Source organism: Bradyrhizobium sp. 2TAF36 (assembly GCF_052114925.1).
Taxonomy (GTDB): domain Bacteria; phylum Pseudomonadota; class Alphaproteobacteria; order Rhizobiales; family Xanthobacteraceae; genus Bradyrhizobium; species Bradyrhizobium barranii.
This window is the reverse complement of record NZ_JBFRFR010000108.1, coordinates 1-20,372: the sequence shown is the minus strand read 5'-3', so window position 1 is coordinate 20,372 and position 20,372 is coordinate 1. Positions and strand designations below refer to the sequence as shown.

The 20,372-nt window shown below is 65.1% G+C and carries 18 protein-coding genes and 1 tRNA gene; 15 read left to right on the top strand and 4 right to left on the bottom strand.

Going from position 1 to position 20,372, the window contains the following annotated elements:
* The coding region (locus AB4Z51_RS39640) for an isocitrate lyase/PEP mutase family protein (protein ID WP_441499290.1) at positions 1 to 719 on the top strand (719 nt) is incomplete at its 5' end.
* 162 nt (positions 720 to 881) lie between these two features.
* Here the strand turns inward: AB4Z51_RS39640 and AB4Z51_RS39635 are convergent.
* The gene (locus tag AB4Z51_RS39635; RefSeq protein WP_135214954.1) at positions 882 to 1,277 is read right to left on the bottom strand and encodes a hypothetical protein; all 396 of its coding nucleotides are present in this window, start codon (positions 1,275 to 1,277) and stop codon (positions 882 to 884) included.
* 166 nt (positions 1,278 to 1,443) lie between these two features.
* On the opposite strand from AB4Z51_RS39635, the gene AB4Z51_RS39630 reads away from it, so the two are divergent.
* Positions 1,444 to 2,088, top strand: coding sequence for a trimeric intracellular cation channel family protein (locus AB4Z51_RS39630; RefSeq protein ID WP_135214953.1), 645 nt, complete (start codon positions 1,444 to 1,446; stop codon positions 2,086 to 2,088).
* 128 nt (positions 2,089 to 2,216) lie between these two features.
* Here the strand turns inward: AB4Z51_RS39630 and AB4Z51_RS39625 are convergent, their stop codons facing one another.
* The gene (locus tag AB4Z51_RS39625; RefSeq protein WP_135214952.1) at positions 2,217 to 3,428 is read right to left on the bottom strand and encodes a c-type cytochrome; all 1,212 of its coding nucleotides are present in this window, start codon (positions 3,426 to 3,428) and stop codon (positions 2,217 to 2,219) included.
* A gap of 272 nt (positions 3,429 to 3,700) precedes the next feature.
* Here AB4Z51_RS39625 and AB4Z51_RS39620 point away from each other — a divergent pair, with 272 nt between their 5' ends.
* The 9 genes from AB4Z51_RS39620 (at position 3,701) to AB4Z51_RS39580 (ending at position 16,995) form a co-directional block, all read left to right on the top strand.
* On the top strand, positions 3,701 to 7,192 hold the full coding sequence (locus AB4Z51_RS39620) for an indolepyruvate ferredoxin oxidoreductase family protein (RefSeq protein WP_441499289.1): 3,492 nt from the start codon (positions 3,701 to 3,703) through the stop codon (positions 7,190 to 7,192).
* Positions 7,193 to 7,644: 452 nt separating this feature from the next.
* Positions 7,645 to 8,802 (top strand): thiolase domain-containing protein, encoded by a 1,158-nt coding sequence (locus AB4Z51_RS39615; protein ID WP_135214950.1) that lies wholly within the window; start codon positions 7,645 to 7,647, stop codon positions 8,800 to 8,802.
* Complete coding sequence (locus tag AB4Z51_RS39610; protein WP_135214949.1) at positions 8,802 to 9,191, top strand: Zn-ribbon domain-containing OB-fold protein; 390 nt, start codon at positions 8,802 to 8,804, stop codon at positions 9,189 to 9,191. Before AB4Z51_RS39615 ends, AB4Z51_RS39610 begins: the two co-directional genes overlap by 1 nt.
* Positions 9,192 to 9,459: 268 nt before the next feature.
* Positions 9,460 to 10,320 (top strand): MaoC/PaaZ C-terminal domain-containing protein, encoded by an 861-nt coding sequence (locus AB4Z51_RS39605; RefSeq protein ID WP_441499288.1) that lies wholly within the window; start codon positions 9,460 to 9,462, stop codon positions 10,318 to 10,320.
* A gap of 162 nt (positions 10,321 to 10,482) precedes the next feature.
* On the top strand, positions 10,483 to 11,361 hold the full coding sequence (locus tag AB4Z51_RS39600) for an SDR family oxidoreductase (RefSeq protein WP_282521031.1): 879 nt from the start codon (positions 10,483 to 10,485) through the stop codon (positions 11,359 to 11,361).
* 74 nt (positions 11,362 to 11,435) lie between these two features.
* Positions 11,436 to 12,389: a dihydrodipicolinate synthase family protein gene (locus AB4Z51_RS39595; RefSeq protein WP_135214946.1), complete on the top strand. Its 954-nt coding sequence runs from the start codon at positions 11,436 to 11,438 to the stop codon at positions 12,387 to 12,389.
* A 4-nt stretch (positions 12,390 to 12,393) separates the two neighbouring features.
* Entirely contained in the window at positions 12,394 to 13,188 is a 795-nt protein-coding gene (locus tag AB4Z51_RS39590; protein WP_135214945.1) for an NUDIX hydrolase, read from the top strand.
* 80 nt (positions 13,189 to 13,268) lie between these two features.
* Positions 13,269 to 14,183, top strand: a complete 915-nt coding sequence (locus tag AB4Z51_RS39585; protein WP_135214944.1) for a DMT family transporter — start codon at positions 13,269 to 13,271, stop codon at positions 14,181 to 14,183.
* A gap of 124 nt (positions 14,184 to 14,307) precedes the next feature.
* Positions 14,308 to 16,995 carry a PAS domain S-box protein gene (locus AB4Z51_RS39580; protein WP_135214943.1) on the top strand — a complete coding sequence of 896 codons (2,688 nt, stop codon included), beginning with the start codon at positions 14,308 to 14,310 and terminating at the stop codon, positions 16,993 to 16,995.
* An 8-nt stretch (positions 16,996 to 17,003) separates the two neighbouring features.
* Here the strand turns inward: AB4Z51_RS39580 and AB4Z51_RS39575 are convergent, their stop codons facing one another.
* On the bottom strand, positions 17,004 to 17,357 hold the full coding sequence (locus AB4Z51_RS39575) for a GrlR family regulatory protein (RefSeq protein ID WP_063986297.1): 354 nt from the start codon (positions 17,355 to 17,357) through the stop codon (positions 17,004 to 17,006).
* Positions 17,358 to 17,607: 250 nt separating this feature from the next.
* Between AB4Z51_RS39575 and AB4Z51_RS39570 the strand changes: the two genes are divergently transcribed.
* A complete protein-coding gene (locus AB4Z51_RS39570) occupies positions 17,608 to 18,102 on the top strand; it encodes a hypothetical protein (RefSeq protein WP_135214942.1) in 495 nt (164 codons plus the stop codon).
* Between the two features lie 50 nt (positions 18,103 to 18,152).
* Here the strand turns inward: AB4Z51_RS39570 and AB4Z51_RS39565 are convergent, their stop codons facing one another.
* Positions 18,153 to 18,539, bottom strand: coding sequence for a VOC family protein (locus AB4Z51_RS39565; RefSeq protein ID WP_085405489.1), 387 nt, complete (start codon positions 18,537 to 18,539; stop codon positions 18,153 to 18,155).
* 181 nt (positions 18,540 to 18,720) lie between these two features.
* Between AB4Z51_RS39565 and AB4Z51_RS39560 the strand changes: the two genes are divergently transcribed.
* The 3 genes from AB4Z51_RS39560 to AB4Z51_RS39550 all read left to right on the top strand — a co-directional run bounded on the left by AB4Z51_RS39560 (position 18,721) and on the right by AB4Z51_RS39550 (position 20,216).
* Positions 18,721 to 19,293 (top strand): hypothetical protein, encoded by a 573-nt coding sequence (locus tag AB4Z51_RS39560; protein ID WP_166097179.1) that lies wholly within the window; start codon positions 18,721 to 18,723, stop codon positions 19,291 to 19,293.
* A gap of 161 nt (positions 19,294 to 19,454) precedes the next feature.
* Positions 19,455 to 19,988, top strand: coding sequence for a hypothetical protein (locus tag AB4Z51_RS39555; protein WP_135214940.1), 534 nt, complete (start codon positions 19,455 to 19,457; stop codon positions 19,986 to 19,988).
* Positions 19,989 to 20,139: 151 nt separating this feature from the next.
* A tRNA-Arg gene (locus AB4Z51_RS39550) sits at positions 20,140 to 20,216 on the top strand.
* Positions 20,217 to 20,372: the final 156 nt, after the last annotated feature.

Here is a 20,372-nt window from a genome sequence, read left to right as displayed (position 1 = left end):
GCGCCAAGGCGTTGCAGCATCTCGGGTTCAAGGCACTGGCCTCATCGAGCGCGGGCTTTGCCTGGACCATCGGCAAGGCCGACAACCACGTTACGGTCGATGACGTCTGTCAGCATCTGGCAGCATTGTGCTCGGCCGTCGACATCCCCGTGAATGCGGATTTCGAGGGCGGCTTTGCCGTCGAGCCGGACAAGGTGGCGGACAATGTCGAGCGCGGTGTGCGCACCGGCGTCGCCGGCCTCTCGATCGAGGACTCCACCGGCGACAAGGACAAGCCGCTCTACGAGCGCGCGCTGGCGGTCGAGCGCATCAAGGCCTCGCGCAAGGCGATCGGCGACAGCGGAGCGCTGCTGGTCGGTCGCTGCGAGGCGTATTTGTGGGGCGTGACCGACCTCAAGCTCGTCATCGACCGGCTTACCGCTTACGCCGACGCGGGAGCCGACTGCCTCTACGCGCCGGGCCTGAAGACGCGCGAGGACATCGCCGCCGTGGTGAAGGCTGTCGCACCAAAGCCGTTCAACCTGCTGATCGGCGCGTCCGGCCTGTCCTTGCAGGAGGCCGCCGACCTCGGCGTGCGCCGCATCAGCGTCGGCGGCTCGCTCGCCCGCGCCGCCTGGGGCGGCTTCATGCGCGCCGCGAAGGAGATGGCGGAGAAGGGGACCTTTACGGAGCTCGGCACCGGCTATTCCGGCGGCGAACTCAACAAGATGTTCAGCTAAACGAAAAGCGGCGGGATGTAAGGTCCCGCCGCTCTCTCATCCTCTCGGTGTCATGCCCCCCGCAAGCGGGGCATCCAGTACGCCGCGGCCTCTTGATTCAATCTCCGCCGCCGGTCGAATACTGGGTCGCCCGGTCAAGCCGGGCGACGACAGCTGTTGTCGTTACTTCGCGCCCTCGGACGGGGCGGCCGGAACTGGCGCCGCCGGCTTGCTCGGGGCAGCACCCGTGGTCACGCCCGGTCCCGTGTTGTTGCGCGGCGTCACATCGCGCATGCCGGGAGGCGCGGCCGGATTCGCAGGCGGAGCCTGCTGGGCGGTCTGCGTTGCCGGCGTGTTGCTGGCCTGGTTGCCGGTGCTCGTGTTGTTCAGTCCGTAGAACACGGCACCCAGTACCAAGGCGATCGCCACTGCGAACAAGGCTACCTTGCCGCTGGAGGCGGGGCCTTCGCCAAGCTCGGGATCGACCTGAAGCTCGGCATCCCGTCGCGCCGCACGGACATACTCATCATCGGCGAGATTCGGGCGATACGGATCGTTGGGAAAACGGTCGTCAGCCATCGATTTTGTCTCCTCGATTATTGCGGCTGGACAACCCCTAGATGCGAGATTCTGTTCCGCCCTCCTTAGTGCTTTCGTCGCATGTTGCCCTTGCGCGAGGAATCGGGAACCTGTTCATTTTGGAACCGTGCGCGTCGGTTCCATCGATGGGGAAGGGAACAAGGCGATGTGGAGCTTGCCGCCGAGCGATAGCGTGCTGCATCTGTTGTCGCTGGTCGCGGTCGCAGCGCAAGGCATGACCGCCGCGCTCGCGGCCGGCCGCCGGAGCATGGACTGGCTCGGCGTCTGCTTCCTCGGCTGCATCACCGCGCTCGGCGGCGGCACCTTGCGCGATCTCTTCCTCGGGCACTATCCGCTGGCCTGGGTCGCTCATCCCATCTATCTCGCGCTGGCCGGCGGCGCGGCCTTCCTCACCATCCTGATCGCGCGGCTCGTGCACCGGCTGAAGGTGGCCTTCATCGTGCTCGATGCCATCGGTCTCGTCGTCTTCACGATGGCCGGCTGCGACATCGCCTGGCAGACGAATGCCGCGCCGCCGATCGTCATCGTCTCCGGCATGGTGACCGGCTGCGCGGGCGGGGTGCTGCGCGATGTGCTCTGCAACGACGTGCCGCTGCTGTTCCGCTCCGAGCTCTACGCGACCGTTTCGGTGGCGACCGGCCTGTTCTACGCCACCGCCTTCGGCCTCAATCTCAATGCGGAGCTCTGGACGATCTTGACGTTTGTCCTCGGCGTCAGCTTCCGCCTGCTCGCGGTGCGCTACAAATGGGAGATGCCGAAATTCGTGTTCACGGAAGGTGAGGAGCGGTAGGCGCTCTTTCGTTCACTGTTCCATCTACGTCGTCATTGCGAGCGCAGCGAAGCAATCCAGCATCTTTCCGCGGAGGGACTCTGGATTGCTTCGCTGCGCTCGCAATGACGGAGAGGAGGCAGCAAGAACTACGGCTTTCCCTTCCGCGCCTTCGCCACCTGCGCCGTGGTCACCAGCGGCGCGGCGTTGCCCCAGGAATTGCGGATGTAGTTCGTCACTGCGGCGATCTCTTCGTCGGACAATTGCTTGGCATAGCCCGGCATCTCGCCGGCGTTGGGCGCGCGTGGCGTCGTCACGGTGTGGGCGCCGTCGAGGATGATGCGCAAGCTGGAGGACGGATTGACCGATTGCAGAAGCGCGTTGCCGGGCAGCGGCGGATAGATGCGCGGCGCGCCGGAGCCGTCGGCTTCATGGCAGGCGATGCAGAGTTTTGCGTAGACGGCCTGGCCGGCCTTCATCTCGGCCTCGTCGGGCGGCGTCACGATCGTCTCGCGCCGCGACGGCGGCAGACTCTTCAGATATTCCGCGATGGCGCGCACATCGGCATCGCTCATCTTCGAGGTCGAGCCGACGACCACCTCGGCCATCAGCCCGCCGGCATGGCTTTTGACGTTTCGCGCGCTTTGCAGATATTCGGTGATGTCTTCGACGCTCCATGACTTCAGCCCGGTGCGCGCGGCGCCATCGAGCCTTGGTGCGTACCAGCCGCCGACCTCGTTGCCCGACAGCGCCTGCGCAGTTTTGTCCGCGCCGAAATAGTTCTTCGGCGTGTGGCAGGCGCCGCAATGGCCGAGCCCGGTGACGAGATAGCCGCCTCTGTTCCACGCCGCGCTCTGGCTCTGGTCCGGCTCGAACAGGCCGGGCTTGAAATACATGGCGTTCCAGACCCGCATCAGGCCGCGATAACCGAACGGCCAGCGCAGCTCTGGCGGCTTGTTGCGGCTCGCCACGGGCGCCAGCGTTCCGAGATAGGCCCGGATCGCCAGCGTGTCGTCCTTCGTCACCTTCGTGAAATAGGGATAGGGGAAGGCCGGGTAATAGTTCGAGCCGTCGGGCGCGATGCCGGTGCGCACCGCGCGGGTGAAATCGGCGTCGGTCCAGGCGCCGATCCCGGTGTCACGATCCGGCGTCAGGTTCGGCGCGTAGATCGCGCCGAAGGGCGTATCGATGCGCTTTCCGCCCGCGAATGGCTTTGCCGGATCGGTGGTGTGGCAGCCCGCGCAGTCGCCGGCCTCGACCAGGGCCTTGCCGTAGGCGATCAGCTCCGGCGATGGCTCGGCGGCGCGGGCCGCGCTCGCAACTGCACCGCACAATGCGACAACAGCCAGAATCATTCGCATCGAAAGCTTCCCCTGCGACCAATCGCCCGGATAGGAGCCTCACGTCRTTTCGCGTCAGTGGGGGTATGGTGACACAAATTGAAAATGCTTGATGCCTTTGCAGCCACGAAATTGCGATTATTACCCGGCGCTTCCTTTGGTCCAGATTTGTGATGCGGAGCGTTAAATATCCGACATAGAGTGGCGGAGTTGGTCGGCGCGCCCTAGCTAAAAACAACGGGCAGGCAACGGCTTAAGTGGCCAAACGCTCAAACGGGCGGAAGAGGACAAGAATGGGTATCAACCAGGGTCCGATCAGTCTCGACCAGAAATACACCCAGGAAACCGGACACGTCTTCACCACGGGCATCCAGGCCCTGGTCCGGTTGCCGATGGCCCAGATCCGGCGCGACGCCGCCAACGGCCTCAACACCGCGGGCTTCATCTCCGGCTATCGCGGCTCGCCGCTCGGCGGCTATGACCAGCAGCTCTTTGCGGCGCGAAAGCATCTCGAGCAGTACAACATCAAGTTCCAGCCCGGCGTGAACGAGGATTTGGCGGCGACCGCCGTGTGGGGCTCGCAGCAGCTCAACCTCTCGCCCGGCGCTAAATATGATGGCGTCGTCGGCATCTGGTACGGCAAGGGCCCCGGCGTCGATCGCTGCGGCGACGTGTTCCGCCACGGCAATGCCGCCGGCTCGGCCAAGAACGGCGGTGTGCTGTGTCTGGCCGGCGACGACCACGGTGCAAAATCCTCCACCGTTCCGCATCAGTCCGACCACGCCTTCATGTCGGCTTTGATGCCGTATCTCTATCCCTCCAGCATCCACGAAATGATCGAGATGGGCCTGCTCGGCATCGCGATGTCGCGCTATTCGGGCTGCTGGGTCGGCATGAAGGTGATCACGGAGACGGTGGAGACCACCGCCGAGATCGACCTCACCGACGAGATGAAGCCGTTCATCATCCCGCCCGATTTCGAGCTGCCGCCCGGTGGCCTCAATCTGCGCTGGCCCGACGACCGCTTCGAGCAGGACCGCCGCCTCCAGGACTACAAGGGCTTTGCCGCGATCGCCTTTGCGCGCGCCAACAAGGTCAACCGCGTCACCATGGATTCACCGAACGCCCGCTTCGGCATCATGGCGTCGGGCAAGAGCTATGAGGACGTCCGCCAGGCGCTGCGCGAGCTCGGGATCACCGAGGAGGTCGCCGCCAAGATCGGGCTTCGCCTCTACAAGATCGGCATGCCCTGGCCGCTGGAGCCGGAAGGCGTACGCCAGTTTGCGGTCGGCCTCGAAGAGATCTTCATCATCGAGGAACGGCGCGAGATCGTCGAGAACCAGGTCAAGCAGGAGCTGTTCAACTGGCGCGACGACGTCCGCCCGCGCATCGTCGGCAAGATGGACGAGCACGACAAACGCTTCCTGACCTTCGCCGCCGAACTCAGCGTCGCCTCGCTTGCGACCTCGCTCACCGAGCGGCTTCTCCGCCTCAATCTCAACCCCGAGATCGCGGAGATGCTCCGCGCCAAGGCCGACTGGTTCAACGGCCGCCAGGCCACGCAAATGCAGGCGACGGCGCCTGTCTCTCGCGTACCGTATTTCTGCTCCGGCTGTCCCCACAACACGTCCACCAAGGTCCCCGAAGGCAGCCGCGCGCTCGCCGGCATCGGCTGCCACTTCATGGCGCTGTGGATGAATCGCTCGACCGAGACGTTCACTCATATGGGCGGCGAGGGCGTGCCGTGGGTCGGCATCGCGCCCTTCACCAACGAGAACCACATCTTCGCCAATCTCGGCGACGGCACCTACTTCCACTCCGGCCTTCTCGCCATCCGGCAGGCGGTCGCCTCCAAGACCAACATCACCTACAAGATCCTTTATAACGACGCGGTGGCCATGACGGGCGGCCAGCGCCATGACGGCGATCTCTCGCCGCAGCAGATCACGTTCCAGCTCCACGCCGAGGGCATCCGCGAGATCTATCTGGTCTCGGAGGCGCCCGACACCTATCCGGCCGACACCATCGCGCCCGGCGTGAAGCTGTATCACCGCGACGAACTCGACAACGTCATGAAGATGTGCCGCGAGTACAAGGGCACCTCGGCGATCGTCTTCGTGCAGACCTGCGCGGCCGAAAAGCGGCGCCGCCGCAAGCGCGGCCTGATGGAGGATCCGGCGCGCCGCGTCATGATCAACCCGGCGGTCTGCGAAGGCTGCGGCGATTGCTCGGTGCAGTCGAACTGCATCTCGGTCGAGCCCCTGGAGACCGAGTTCGGCCGCAAGCGCGCCATCAACCAGTCGTCCTGCAACAAGGACTATTCCTGCGTGAAGGGCTTCTGCCCGTCCTTCGTCACCGTCGACGGCGGCAAGCCGCGCCATCGTGCGCCGGCCGATCTCGGTGACATCGGCGAGCTGCCGGAGCCCGCGTCTCGGCCGACGGTGGACAAGCCCTATAACATCGCCGTCGGCGGTGTCGGCGGCACCGGTGTCCTCACGATCGGTGCGCTGCTCGGCATGGCCGCTCATATCGAGGGCAAGGCCTCGATGATCCTCGACATGTCGGGCCTGGCGCAGAAGGGCGGGGCGGTGCTCAGCCACGTCCGCCTGTCCGATCATCCGGCCGAGGTGACCTGCTCGCGTATCGTCACTGGTACGGCGGATCTCGTGCTCGCCGCCGACGAGGTGGTCGCGGTCGCCAAGGACACGATCTCGCTCTGCGACACCAGCCGCACCCGCGGCATCATCAACAGCCAYGTCATTCCGACCGCCGACTTCGTCCTCAACCGCGATTTCAACTTCCAGACCCGCAAGCTGAATGGCTTGCTGGAGACGGCGCTGCACAAGGACTCGGTGTTCTTCGATTTCACCAAGCCGGCCGAGCAGCTGCTTGGCGACAGCATCGCCACCAACATGATGATGATGGGATATGCCTATCAGAAAGGCCTGTTCCCGCTGTCGGCAGAATCGATCGAGCAGGCGATCGAGGTCAACGGCGTCGCGATCAAGATGAACAAGGAGGCCTTCCGCCTCGGCCGCCTCGCGGTCGCCGATCCCCAGCGCCTCGCCGACATGCTGAAGGGGACGGACGAGGTGGTTGCGCCGAAGACGCTCGACGCAATGACGCTGGATGAGGTCGTCGCGCACCGCGCCAAGCACCTGACCGCGTACCAGAGCGGCCGCCTGGCAAAACGCTATCACAAGCTGGTCGATCAGGTTCGCGATGCCGCCAAGCAGGGCGGTTATGACGATGCGCTGCCGCGCGCGGTCGCGGTGAACTACGCCAAGCTCCTGGCCTACAAGGACGAATACGAGGTTGCGCGCCTCTACACCGACGGCGCCTTCGAGCAGCAGCTCCGCGACCAGTTCGAGGGCGACTTCAAGTTCAACTTCAACCTTGCCCCGCCGATCCTCAGCAGTGGTGTCGACGCGCTCGGCCGCCCGAAGAAGCGCGCCTTCGGCCCGTGGATGCTGAAGGTCTTCCGCGTGCTGGCGAAATTCAAGTTCCTGCGCGGCACGCCGCTCGACATCTTCGGCCACAGCGCCGACCGCAAGCTCGAGCGCGATCTGATCGTGGGCTACGAGAAGGACGTCGCCACCGTGCTCGGCCTGCTGTCGCCGGTTACGGTCGATACCGCGGTCGAACTGCTATCGCTGCCCGACCGCATCCGCGGCTACGGCCCGGTCAAGGAGAAGGCCGTCGCGGACGCGAAAGCCCGCTACGCCCAGCTCGCGGCCGACCTCGCGAGCCCGCCGCCGGCGCCGAGGCAGATCGCGGCGGAGTAGGGCGGTCTCGTAGGGTGGGCAAAGGCGCGAAGCGCCGTGCCCACCATCTCACCAAGTTGCACCGCAAGAGGTGGGCACGCTTCGCTTTGCCCACCCTACGATTTCGTCTTTGAAATCAACCACCGTCCTACTGTGCATGGGGTTGTTTTCGCAAAAAAGAAAATCGCTTGTGCCGTCGGGCAAAACACCTTTAGGACTCTGGCCGTCATTGCGAGCGCAGCGAAGCAATCCAGAAATGCCTCCGCGGATAGACTCTGGATTGCTTCGCTGCGCTCGCAATGACGACGCGGTGGCAGAGTGGCCTTCCCGCCGCACTTCGAGATTGCGGTAGCCGGGAGTTGCGCCAACGCGCTGCCCTCTCGCCCGACGGAATATTTCCGCGCTTGCCAAGCTGGCCCCCGCGGTTCAGAAAAACGGAGCAAGAAGAAACGCGAGCGCGGAGACCTGACGTTTTGACCATCAAGGGCAAGGCCTACATTGCCGGGATCTACGAACACCCGACCCGGCATGCGCCGGACAAATCCACCGCCCAGCTCCATGCCGAGGTCGCCAAGGGCGCGATCGAGGATGCCGGGCTCAGCAAGGACGACGTCGACGGCTATTTCTGCGCGGGCGACGCCCCCGGCGGCGCCTGGCCGATGGTCGATTATCTCGGCCTGAACACCAAAAAACTCCGCCACGTCGATTCAACCGAGACCGGCGGCTGTTCCTACATCATCCATCTTGGCCACGCCGCTGAAGCCATCGCGGCCGGCAAGTGCTCGATCGCGCTGATCACGCTCGCCGGCAAGCCGCGCACTGGCGTGATGCCGCCGCGCGCGGCCGGCGCGGAGGCCGATTTCGAGTCCGCTTACGGTGCGACCACGCACAATGCCTATGGCATGTGTGCCATGCGCCACATGCACGACTATGGCACCACGAGCGAGCAGCTCGCCTGGATCAAGGTCGCGGCCTCGCATCACGCGCAATACAATCCGCATGCGATGCTCAAGGACGTCGTCACCGTCGAGGACGTGCTGAACTCGCCGATGATCTCCGATCCGCTGCACCGCATGGATTGCTGCGTCGTCACCGACGGCGGCGGCGCGCTGATCGTGACGACGCCCGAAATCGCCAAGAGCCTGAAGAAGCCGCTGGTCAAGCTGATCGGTCACGGCGAAGCCATGAAGGGCCCGCGCGGCGGCAAGGATCTCGACCTGACTTACTCCGCCGGAATTTGGTCCGGCCCGCGTGCGTTCGAGGAAGCCGGCATCACGCCGAAGGACATCAAATACGCCTCGATCTATGACAGCTTCACCATCACGGTGCTGATGCAGCTCGAGGACCTCGGCTTCTGCAAGAAGGGCGAGGGCGGCAAGTTCGTCGCCGACGGCAATCTGATCTCGGGCGTCGGCAAGCTGCCGTTCAACACCGACGGCGGTGGGCTCTGCAGCAACCATCCCGTCAATCGCGGCGGCATGACCAAGATCATCGAGGCCGTCAGGCAGCTGCGCGGCGAGGCGCATCCGAAGGTGCAGGTCAAGAATTGCGATCTCGCCATCGCCCACGGCACCGGCGGCCTTCTGGGCGTTCGCCACGCCGCTTCGACGGCCATTCTGGAGCGCGTGTGATGAGCGAAGCGAAAAAGTATCCGGCACCGGTCACGAACCCCGAGACCGCTGCGTTCTGGGACGCGGCCAAGCAGGGCAAGTTCATGATCAAGCGCTGCACCGCCTGCGGCGAAGCGCATTACTTCCCGCGCTCGATCTGTCCATTCTGCTATTCGGACAAGACGGTGTGGGAGGAGAGTTCGGGTGAGGCCACGATCTACACCTGGAGCCTGATGCGCAAATCGCCGACCGGCCCCTATGCCATCGCCTATGTCACGCTGAAGGAAGGGCCGTCGCTTCAGACCAACATCGTCGACTGCGATCTCGAGAAGCTCAAGATCGGCCAAAAGGTGAAGGTGGTGTTCAAGCCGACCGATGGCGCGCCGTTGCCGTTCTTCACGCCGGTCTAGGGCGAAGCTGCGTAGGGTGGGTAGAGCGAAGCGAAACCCACCGACGCCGGCTACCCATCCTATGAGTTCTTCCTTCTCCCCTTGTGGGAGAAGGTGGCGCGAAGCGCCGGATGAGGGGTATCGCTCCGCGGAGAAAATTTTCCGTGCGGAGGCAACCCCTCACCCCAGTGAGTTTGTTGCGAGCACCTCGTGGCCCTCTCCCACAAGGGGAGAGGGCACATCAACGGGCACCGCTTCTCGCGGAGAGAGCCGGGAGGAAACCAGAAGAATGTCCGCCAGATATGAAGAACTCAAAGGCCTGAAAAACATCGGCCAGAAATACGCCTATGGCGATCGCGAAGTCATGCTCTACGCCTACGGCATAGGCCTCGGCGGCGATCCTATGGACGAGAAGGAGCTCACTTTCGTCAACGAGGGCACGTTCACGCCGCGGCCGCTGAAGGTGGTGCCGACGTTTGCGTCCGTCGCAGCCTGGGGTTCGGGGCCGGGCGAGATGAACCTCAACCGCGTCATGGTGGTCGACGGCGAGCGCGACATCACCTTCCACCAGCCGCTGCCGGTGGCAGCCCACATCACCGCCGACTCCTCCGTGGTCGAGGTCTACGACAAGGGCAAGGACAAGGGCGTCGTCATCAGCCACCAGACCGTGCTGAAAAACGAGAAGGGCGAGAAGCTTGCAACACTGGTTGCCTCGCGCTTCGCCCGCGGTGACGGCGGCTTTGGCGGGCCGAACCTGACCCAGCCCGATCCGCACAAGATCCCCTCGCGTTCGCCCGACAAGACCATCGACATCGTCACGCGCCCCGACCAGGCCCTGGTCTATCGCCTCTGCGGCGATCGCAACCCGCTGCACAGCGATCCCGAGTTCGCCAAGAAGGCCGGCTTCCCGCGCCCGATCCTGCACGGCATGTGCACCTACGGCATCACCTGCCGCGGCGTGCTCCAGACCTATGCCGACTACGACGCGTCGGCCTTCCGTCAGCATGTCGCGCGGTTCTCCTCGCCGGTTTATCCCGGCGAGACCGTGACCATGGACCTCTGGAAGGACGGCAACACGATCTCGTTCGAAGCCAAGGTGAAGTCGCGCGGCGTCACCGTGATCAAGAACGGCAAGACGGTGCTGGGTTAGGGCGGTCACGTGCCCCGGACGCAGCGCAGCGCTCCTTAGCGGTGCGCTGCAGAGCCGGGGCCCAGAGAATGTCGAACGAAGAATGGGTCCCGGCTCTGCGACGCAGCGTTTCAGGCTGCATCGCGTCCGGGACACGAAAAACAAAAACAGGGAGAGGCCACCATGGGACTACTCGACGGCAAGGTTGCGCTGATCACCGGCGCGGGCGGGGGGCTTGGTGAGGCCTACGCAAAGCTGTTCGCGCGGGAAGGGGCGTCCGTCGTCGTCAACGATCTCGGCGGCCCCCGTGACGGCTCCGGCGCCGACAAGTCGATGGCGCAGCTCGTGGTGGACGCGATCAAGGCCGAGGGCGGCAAGGCGGTCGCCAACGGCGCCGACATCTCCACCATGGAGGGCGGCCAGTCGGTGTTCGACGACGCCATCAAGCATTTCGGCCGCGCCGATATCCTCGTCAACAATGCCGGCATCTTGCGCGATCAGACCTTCGCCAAGGCGTCCGAATCCGACTGGGACAAGGTGATCAAGGTGCATCTGAAGGGCACCTTTTGCTGCACCATGCCGGTGTTTCGCTGGATGCGGGAAAACGGCGGCGGCGTCATTGTCAACACCTCCTCGACATCAGGGCTGATCGGCAATTTCGGTCAGACCAACTACGGCGCGGCCAAGGGCGGCATCTGGGGCCTGTCCAACGTGCTGGCGATCGAGGGCCGGAAGTACAACATCCGGATCTGGACGCTTGCCCCGGGCGCGCTGACCCGCATGACCGCAGACCTGCCCCGCTATAAGGAGAACCCCGGTGCGGCGCTCGGGCCGGACGGCATCGCGCCGGCCGTGCTATACATGGTCAGCGACTTGTCTGGCGACCAGACCGGCAAGGTGCTGGGCGTGTCCGGGCCCCGCGGCGTGCGCGAAATGCGGATGATGGAAATGGACGGCTGGAAGCCGCCGCACACGGGCTGGAAGGCCCAGGACATCGCCGATCACGCCAAGGAGATCTTCTTCTCTGAGGAGCAGATTAAGATGGGCGCGCGACGGTTTTAGCCAAAACTGTCATTCCGGGACGCGACGACGTCGCGATCCCGGAAAGACGATAGCCGATAGGATTGAGAGACCCAATGAAACTGACCGCCGACGCCAAGGGCACCTTCGCAATCGCGCCGACACCGTTCCACGATGACGGCCGGATCGACGAGCGCTCGATCGACCGCCTGACCGATTTCTACGAGGAGGTCGGCTGCGACGGCGTCACGGTGCTGGGCATCCTCGGTGAGGCGCCGAAGCTCGATGCCGCGGAGGCGGAGCAGGTGGCGGTGCGCTTCGTCAAGCGCGCCAAGAAGATGCAGGTGATCGTCGGCGTCTCCGCGCCGGGCTTTGCCACCATGCGCTCGCTGGCGAAGGCCTCGATGAATGCCGGCGCAGCGGGCGTGATGATCGCGCCGCCGCCGTCGCTCCGGACCGACGACCAGATCGTCGGCTACTACAAGCAGGCGGCGGAGGCGATCGGGCCCGATGTGCCCTGGGTGCTGCAGGACTATCCGCTGACGCTCTCGGTGATCTTTACCCCAGCGGTGATCCGCAAGATCGTCACCGACAATCCGAATTGCGTGATGCTCAAGCACGAGGACTGGCCGGGTCTGGAAAAGATCTCGACGCTGCGCAACTTCCAGAAGGACGGCTCGCTCCGTCCGCTCTCGATCCTCTGCGGCAACGGCGGGCTCTTTTTGGACTTCGAGATGGAGCGCGGCGCCGACGGCGCCATGACCGGCTACGCTTTCCCGGAGCTCCTGATCGACGTCGTGCGCCTCTCGAAGGAGGGCAAGCGCGACGCTGCGCATGATCTGTTCGACGCGCATCTGCCGCTGATCCGCTACGAGCAGCAGCCGGGCGCAGGTCTGGCAGTGCGCAAGCACGTGCTGCAGAAGCGCGGCATCATCGCTTCCAGCGCCCAGCGCAAGCCGGGCGCGACCATCACGCCGGCGGCCAAGGCGGAGGTCGATTACCTCCTGTCGCGCGTCGCCCGCGTCGACAAGCGCGCCAATCTTGGCCCGCAATCCAGCGCCGCAGGTTAGTTGAATGCCAGGGACATCAGCATCACGCCCGGCTTCGACCATCCTTCTGCTCCGTGACGGCGCAAAGGAAATTGAAGTCTTCATGATGGTCCGCCATCATCAGATCGAGTTCAACTCGGGCGCGCTGGTGTTTCCCGGCGGCAGCGTCGATGCCGGCGACAACGAGATCGTMGCCCGTGCTGACCTCTATTCGGGCGGCGAAGCCTTAAGTGAATCGGATCGCGGTTTTCGGATCGCCGCGATCCGCGAGACTTTTGAGGAGAGCGGCATCCTGCTGGCAGGGGCGAAGGGCGCGGGTACGCCGATCGATGCCAGGCGCGCCGGCGAGATCGCCGACAAGCATCGCGTCGCCCTCAACGAGCACAAGATCAGCTTCCTGAGTATCCTCGCCGACAACGGCCTCCAGCTCGCGCTCGATACGCTCGTGCCCTATGCACACTGGATCACGCCGGAGGGCATGCCGAAGCGGTTCGACACCTGGTTCTTCCTCGCGGCCGCACCGCCCGATCAGCTCGGCGCCCATGACGGCCGGGAGTCCACCGACTCGATCTGGGTGTCGCCGCGAGAGGCGGTGGAGGGCGGCGAGAGCGGCCGCTTCAAGCTGCCGTTCCCGACCACGCGCAACCTGATCCGGCTCGCCAAGCAGGGCAGCGTGGGCGCCGCGCTGGAGCACGCCCGCGGCATGTCGATCGTCACGGTGATGCCTGTCATGACCAAGACCGAACGCGGCCGCCAGCTCCGCATTCCCCGTGAAGCCGGCTATGACGGCGAGGTGTTCGAGGTCGGGGCGGTTGGCTAGGATACTTCGATATCAAACGAAGTATTGACGGCCGCGGACGCGCTAGGTTCCGTCCATCGCGAATGGACGGGACGAGCAAAATGGATCAGGGACGGGACCCCAACATCGCCGTCGAGCTGGCGCTGCTGGTCGCGCTCGCAACGCTCTGGGGCGGCTCCTACACCTTCATCAAGCTCGGCGTCGCCACCATTCCGCCGATCACGCTGATCGCGGCGCGCACCACGATCGCCGGGCTGCTGCTGCTCGTCGTCATGTGGGCACGCGGCATCAGGATGCCCACGGATGCCGCGACCTGGCAGCGCTTCGCGTTCCAGGCCGTGCTCAACAGCGTCATCCCCTGGACGCTGATCGCCTGGGGCGAGCGTCATGTCGACGCGTCGCTCGCGACCATCCTCAACTCGGCCGGGCCGATCTTCACCTTCCTGCTCACGGCCGTCGTCACCCGCCACGAGGTGACGACGCCGCGAAAACTGTTCGGCGTGGTCGCCGGCATGGCGGGCATCCTGCTGATCGTCGGCGTCGACGCTTTCCACGACGTCGGCAGTGGCCTCGTCGCGGAGGCTGCCATCGTCGCCGCCACCATCTGCTACGCCTGCGCCGCGATCTTCGGCCGCAATTTCAAAGGTCTCGATCCGATGGCACCGGCTGCCGGCTCGCTGCTGGCGGGTGCGGCGGCGCTGATCCCGGCCTCGCTGATCGTCGAACAGCCCTGGACGCTGTCGCCCTCGCTGAGTTCCGTGCTGGCGCTGCTCGCGCTGGCGACCTTCTCGACTGCGGCGGCGTTCGCGATCTACTTCCGCCTGATCCAGACGCTGGGCTCGGTCGGCACCACCGCACAGGCGTATCTGCGCGTGCCCATCGGGGTCGCCATCAGCGTCGCCTTCCTCGGCGAAACCCTGAGCCGGACCGCCTGGATCGGGCTTGCCTGCGTCGTCCTCGGCGTCGCCGCCATGACGATTCCGGCCCGGCGGCCGGTCAGCGTCAAAACGTCATAATCAGGTGGGGAGAAGGGCGGCGGGCTCGCGATATTAAGGATATTCAACGGCTAGAGGCATGTTCCCCCGGGGCCGCAAACCATCGTATATTGGGCCTCCAATAGCCCGGTCCTCAAAAGCCCCAATGTCCGCCGAATTGACGCCGACCCCTGAGAAAAAGCGAACATTCTCGCTCTCCATCGGCCAGCTCACCTTCGGCAGCTTCCTCCTGGTGCTGGCCGTGATCATCGTCACCTCGACCGCGAGCGTGATCGCGATCCGGCACATCGATACGACCTTCGCCGAGTTGCAGCGGCTCCAGAGCGTCGGCGACCTGGCCGAGGACATCGACCGCCGCATGAACGAGCTGCGGCTCGCCGCGCGCGACTTCGTCACTGATCCCGGCGCCGGCACCCAGTTCAAGCAGGTCGGCGAGGCGGCCTCGACGCTGAACGACATCCTGAGGAAGACCCGCATCGAGCTCGCGCCCGAGCAGCAGGATATGATCGACGGGGTCACCGAGCGCCTTGCGACCTATCGCAATGGCCTCGAGCGGATCTCGACCCTGATCGACCGCCGCGCCCAGCTGCTCGCCGGGCTGCCGCCGCTGCGCGACCGGTTCGACGTGGCCGTCGGAGCCGCGGCGGACCGCGAGCTCGCCTCCCGCCTGTCGGAATCGCAGAGCCGGATCGCACTCGGGCTGCTCGCGCGCAACCCGTCCGCCGCCGAGCAGGCCGCACAGGGGATGCGGGCGATGGACATCGCGGACGCCAGGCTGAAGACGGCCGTGAACGACTATGCCGAGGCCATCATCGCGGTGGCGGTCCGGGAGCGGCAGATCGCCGATATCGACCGCGAGGTGCTGGGCACCGAGGGCCGCCTGATCGGCCGCGTCACGGAACTCCTGCGCGAGGTCAGCGCCCGGCGCGGCCACGTGCTGTCGCGCGATTTCGCCCGCACGCTGACGGAGGCGCGGTGGCAGAGCATCGTGTTCGGCACCATCGGCGTCTTGATCGGCATTCTCGCGGCCGGCTTCGTGGTGCGGCGGACCGTCCGGCCGCTTGCGAAGATCGCGAGATCCATCCGCGCGCTCGCAGCGGGCGAGAAGGACACCTCGATCCCGTCGGCCGACCTCGACAACGAGATCGGCGACATCGCGCGCGCGGCCGAAGTGTTCCGCCGCGCACTGGAGGAGGCCGACACGGCGCGCGAGGCGGCGGTGCGGGCGCTCACCGAGCAGCGCCTCGCCGAAGAGAGCTACCGTAAACTGTTCGAGGGCTCGGTCGACGGCATCTATGTCACGACGCCGGCCGGCGATCTCCTCAACGCCAATCCGGCGCTGGCGCGGATGATGGGCTATGACAGCCCGCAGCAGCTCATCGACAGCATCAACGACATCGCCCACACCATCTACGTCCACCCCGAGGCGCGCGCCGAATATCAGCGGCTGATGGCGCGCGACGGCATCGTGCGCGAGTTCGAGTACCAGGTGCGCCAGCGCAGCGGCAACATCCTGTGGCTGTCCGACAGCGCCACGGGCGTGCAGGACGAGGCGGGCAACATCGTCCGCTACGAGGGCACGCTGCGCGACATCACCGACCAGAAGCGGGCGGAAGACGCCATCGCCGAAGGACGGCGCCTGCTCCAGCAGGTCATCGACACCGTGCCCGCGGTCATCAACGTCAAGGACCGCGAGCTGCGCTACGTGCTGATGAACCGCTACATGGCCGGCATCTTCGGCATCGAGCCCGCCGATGCGCTCGGCCGCACCACCGCGGATCTGATGTCGCGCTACGGCGCAGCCAAGACCGACGAGAACGACAAGCGGGTGCTCAGGCTTCGAAAAGGTCTCGGCTTCTACGAAGAGGAATACAAGGATTCCTCCGGCAACATGCGGCAATGGCTGGTCAACAAGTTGCCGCTGCTCGATGCCGACGGCGAGATCGAGCGGATCGTCACCGTGGCGCTCGACATCGGCGAGCGCAAGCGCGGCGAGCAGGAGATGCGCAAAGCCAAGGAATCCGCCGAGACCGCGTTGCGAAACCTGCGCGAGACCCAGGCCTCGCTGATCGAGGCGGAGAAGCTCGCCGCGCTCGGACGGCTCGTCGCCGGCGTCGCCCACGAGGTCAACAATCCCGTCGGTATCAGCCTCACGGTCGCATCCGCGCTGGAGCGCAAGACCGCGATGTTCACCTCCGAAGTCGAGCGCGGCGAGCTCCGTCGCTCCACGCTCAACGACTTCCTCAACACCAGCCGCGATGCGTCCTCGCAGCTCGTCTCCAATCTGAACCGCGCGGCCGAGCTGATCCAGTCGTTCAAGCAGGTCGCGGCCGACCGCAACTACTCGGACCAGCGCAGCTTCGATCTCGGCGACCTCACCGAGCAGGTGGTGATGAGCCTGCGGCCGGGCTTGCGCAAACACAATCTGACGCTCAACGTCGAGTGCCAGCCGAGCCTGACCATGAACAGCTATCCCGGCCCGTATGGCCAGGTGCTGACCAATCTGTTTCTCAATTCGGTGGCGCACGCCTTCCCGGACGGCCGGCCGGGGATCATCGACATCCAGGTGCGCGAGTCCGGCAAGGACAATGTCGAGATCATCTTCTCGGACAATGGCTGTGGCATGTCGCTCGACGTCCGCCGCCGCGCCTTCGATCCGTTCTTCACCACGCGGCGCGACCAGGGCGGCACCGGCCTCGGACTGCACATCGTCTACAGCATCGTGACGAACCGCCTCGGCGGGCGGCTCGATCTCGATTCCGAGCCGGGCGAGGGCACGCGCATCCAGATCATCCTGCCGCGCACCGCGCCGCTCGAGCAGGCTGCGGAATAGTCCCGCGCCTAATCAGCTTCCGCGAGCTTGTGCAGCGTGGCGCCGAAAATCAGGCTGGCCTTGCCGACGAGCGCTGTGCCCGTCATCTCGGCGCGGGTGTCCGTGTAGGTCCCGCTGACGCCGATGCCGACCGGGGCAGGRCCGCCGAACAGCGGATTGTCATCGCCCCGCGGCGAAGTGTGCCGTTGCACCAGCACCTCGCCCTTGAAGGTGTGGTCGTCCTTCACGACGTAGCTGCCGGTGTAATAGAGGTACGCATCGCCGCCAAGGATCTTGCCGTCGCGAAAAAGAATCACGCCGCTGCCCTTACCGACTCGACCGTCGAGCAGGTTCACGTGAATCGAATAGAGGCCGTTCTTCATCACGTCCCACAGGCCGGCCGCCATCGCCCAACGGCGTAACCGGTAGAGCTTTTATGCCAAAGCGCGTTCCCGCACGCAACGCGGCAGTTTGCCGGCCTGCTGCCGCCGCCAGCCGTAGTTGTCCCGGCTTGTCTATGACACCACCATGACGGTCTGATCATGAGGCGAGGCCAGTCGTTGCGAATCAAGTTGGCCCGCGAAATGCATAACCATTGTTGCACTGGCCGCGGGGTGCTGGAGCAAGACAAACGTGAGCAACTGGATCGATTCCGGCGGCGATGAGCCGCGTCTGTACAGTGTGCGTCCCACGATTTGCGAAACACAACGGCCGACTGGCGGCGCGCCACGCTGGCGAAGCATGGTGAGCCTCACTTGCGCCCTGGCCCTGATCGCGCTCGCTGCCCCCTCGGGGCATGCGCGCGACCGCGGCCAGTTCGTCAACACCAATGCCGAATTGAAGGCGTGGTTCGACAGCCTGCGCAGCGGCAAGGGGCCTTGCTGTTCCGATGCCGACGGCTCGGCGCTCTCGGACACCGACTGGGAGAGCAAGGATGGACATTATCGTGTCCGCATCCCGCGCCTGGGCCACGTGCTCGACGGCCAGCAGCAGGAGCTCGTCTGGGTTGACGTGCCCGAGGAGGCCGTCATCTCGGAGCCGAACCGGGTCGGGCGCACCATGGTGTGGCCGATCTACGGCTACATGGGCGTCGCCATCCGCTGCTTTATGCCTGGCAGCATGAGTTAGCCGGGCGACAGCACGCCCGGCCTCTCGTCGACCTCAGATGCGGCGCCGCGTTAGGTGTATTTCTTGTCGCGCTCGAGCAGCTCGATGGAGATGCCTTCCGGGCCGCGGATGAAGCAGATGCGCACGCCGGGCCGGATCGTGGTCGGCTCGCGCGTGAAGGTGACGCCCTTGGCCTTGATCTCGGCCGCGACGGCGTCGATGTCTTTCACGGTGAGACCGAGATGGTCGAGGCCCTGATGCGGGTGCGGCGGCGGCGGGTTGACGGCGTTGTCGCCCTCGAGCGATGCGATGAAGATCTTTGCGCCGCCGAGATTCACGTCGATCCGTCCCGGCGCGCGCACGATCTCGCCGCCGAGGATGTCCCGCAGCCAGGCCGCTGTGGCCTCCGGATCGGGACTGCGCAGATGGACGTGATCCCAAGTGACGACGACTGGCATTTCATGTTCTCCCAACGGGGTCTTCGATGTTGCAGCGCATGTTAGCGGCCCCGGCTGGTGATCGCCACCGTCCTTGCCGACTCGGCATGAGCGCGGGAACCTTAGTTCGTCTCCCGGATTAAGGTAAGCAGTGGTCGAGTCCGTCGTCGAACGAGCCCAGGCCGCGGTCGGTGATACAGCCATGAACGCCAGGTTTGATCGGATCGGGTGGGGACGTTTCGCCGGGAGCGGCGAGCGCCTGGCGCGAGCCGTGACGATCGCGAGCGTCTCGTTCGGGCGAAGCCTGCTCTGGCTACTAGCGGCGATCATCGTCGGCTGCGGGGTGTGGATGCTGCTGCCGCTCTCCAGGGGCAACAGCACCGAGCCGGTGAAGTCTGACGTGGCAACGGTCGAACCGGCACCTCCGGGCAGTACGGCGGCGGCGGTCTCGCCGATTGTCGAAGCTCAGGCGCCAGCTGCGGCAGAACTCGATCGCCTCAAAATCTCATCGCAGACCTGGCGCCGTGGCGGGCTCGGCTCGAAGGCGCTGGTGACGTTCACGCTGCGAAACGACAATGACTATGCCGTTAAGGATCTGGAGATCGTCTGCGCGTTCACGCGACGCGATGGCAGTCATCTCACCGACCGTAGCCGCGTGCTTGCCGACACGGTAACGATGAAGAGCCGCAAGACCTTTGCCCGTATCCCTGTCGGCTTCATCAACGTTAACGCCGATCAGGCGAAGTGTTCGCTGGTTGCAGCACGGCGCGCGTAACGCCCGGAGTTCCCGGTAGCGGAAAAGTTACTGTCCGCAGGCCTTGGCCGAAAAACTTGGCGTTGCCATTTGAACCAAGGGCCGGGTGCAGGAACCAATTAGAGTATCGCCGGTTTAAGGCGAAGAGCCCACGCGGGGATGCGGGGGGCGGAGCGTGGCCGATGCCCATTTTTAGGTACTTCGTTTTCGTCGGTGGAGCGTTGCTCGCACTGTTGTTCGTGGCGGATTACGTTCTGCCATCGCAACCGGATGCACGGGCCATTGTCAGCGCAAGCAACGATCAGCCCCTGATCCGGATCCGGTCGGATCGCCATTTGCCTGAGCGTGTCGTGCTCGACACCAGCCAGCCGACGATTGCCGCACCCGCAGTGAAGACCGCCGCGGTCGTTGTGCCTCAGCCGCCGGTGCAGGAGGCTGCTTCGCCAGAGCTGGCCGAGATGTCGGCCAAGGCGCGGGTGCGCGAGACTTTCGCCCAGTTTACGCCGGCCCTGAAGGCCAACGCCGCTGCGGCCAGGAAGACCGAGGCCAAGCCGCAAGTTCAGGCGCAGTCTCAGATTCCTCAGGGGCAGACTCCTCACATCCAGGCTCAGCCCAAGCGCAAGGTCGCCAGGGCGCACCCGGCGCCGTATCAGGGCCGGTCGATGATGCTGGTCGCGCAGCAGCCCCATTTCGGTCTCTTCAACACAACCTGGTAAGGGCGCCTCCGACCGTCTCGAAACGAGACGGGGAGGGCTTTTAATTGGTCAATCTCTCTGCTAATTCGAACCTATTCGAACGCCGTCCGGTGCGCTGGCTTGCCAGCAGCGGTCCGGCGCTTCTCGGTTGCGGCCCAATACCCGGGCCGGGGCGCTCGTAGCTCAGCTGGATAGAGCATCGGATTTCGATTCCGAGGGTCGGAGGTTCGAATCCTTCCGAGCGCGCCAGTAAAATCATGTCCGACCCGGAGACATGGGTAACAGAACGTACCTAAGACATAGGTGACAACCACGTGCCGTTCGGGTTGTCGAGGGGTTGCAAGGTCATTTCCTCCAGTGGTCGTTTGAACTGACGCGGAACGCCCATCCGGGGGTGGCGGAGCG

Bases quoted from the DNA above. Each gene is read 5' to 3' on its own strand.
- AB4Z51_RS39635 (WP_135214954.1), bottom strand. From the start codon at position 1,277: ATGGCTGACGACCGTTTTCCCAACGATCCGTATCGCCCGAATCTCGCC.
- AB4Z51_RS39630 (WP_135214953.1), top strand. From the start codon at position 1,444: ATGTGGAGCTTGCCGCCGAGCGATAGCGTGCTGCATCTGTTGTCGCTG.
- AB4Z51_RS39625 (WP_135214952.1), bottom strand. From the start codon at position 3,428: ATGCGAATGATTCTGGCTGTTGTCGCATTGTGCGGTGCAGTTGCGAGC.
- AB4Z51_RS39610 (WP_135214949.1), top strand. From the start codon at position 8,802: ATGAGCGAAGCGAAAAAGTATCCGGCACCGGTCACGAACCCCGAGACC.
- AB4Z51_RS39605 (WP_441499288.1), top strand. From the start codon at position 9,460: ATGTCCGCCAGATATGAAGAACTCAAAGGCCTGAAAAACATCGGCCAG.
- AB4Z51_RS39600 (WP_282521031.1), top strand. From the start codon at position 10,483: ATGGGACTACTCGACGGCAAGGTTGCGCTGATCACCGGCGCGGGCGGG.
- AB4Z51_RS39595 (WP_135214946.1), top strand. From the start codon at position 11,436: ATGAAACTGACCGCCGACGCCAAGGGCACCTTCGCAATCGCGCCGACA.
- AB4Z51_RS39585 (WP_135214944.1), top strand. From the start codon at position 13,269: ATGGATCAGGGACGGGACCCCAACATCGCCGTCGAGCTGGCGCTGCTG.
- AB4Z51_RS39580 (WP_135214943.1), top strand. From the start codon at position 14,308: ATGTCCGCCGAATTGACGCCGACCCCTGAGAAAAAGCGAACATTCTCG.
- AB4Z51_RS39565 (WP_085405489.1), bottom strand. From the start codon at position 18,539: ATGCCAGTCGTCGTCACTTGGGATCACGTCCATCTGCGCAGTCCCGAT.
- AB4Z51_RS39560 (WP_166097179.1), top strand. From the start codon at position 18,721: ATGAACGCCAGGTTTGATCGGATCGGGTGGGGACGTTTCGCCGGGAGC.
- AB4Z51_RS39555 (WP_135214940.1), top strand. From the start codon at position 19,455: ATGCCCATTTTTAGGTACTTCGTTTTCGTCGGTGGAGCGTTGCTCGCA.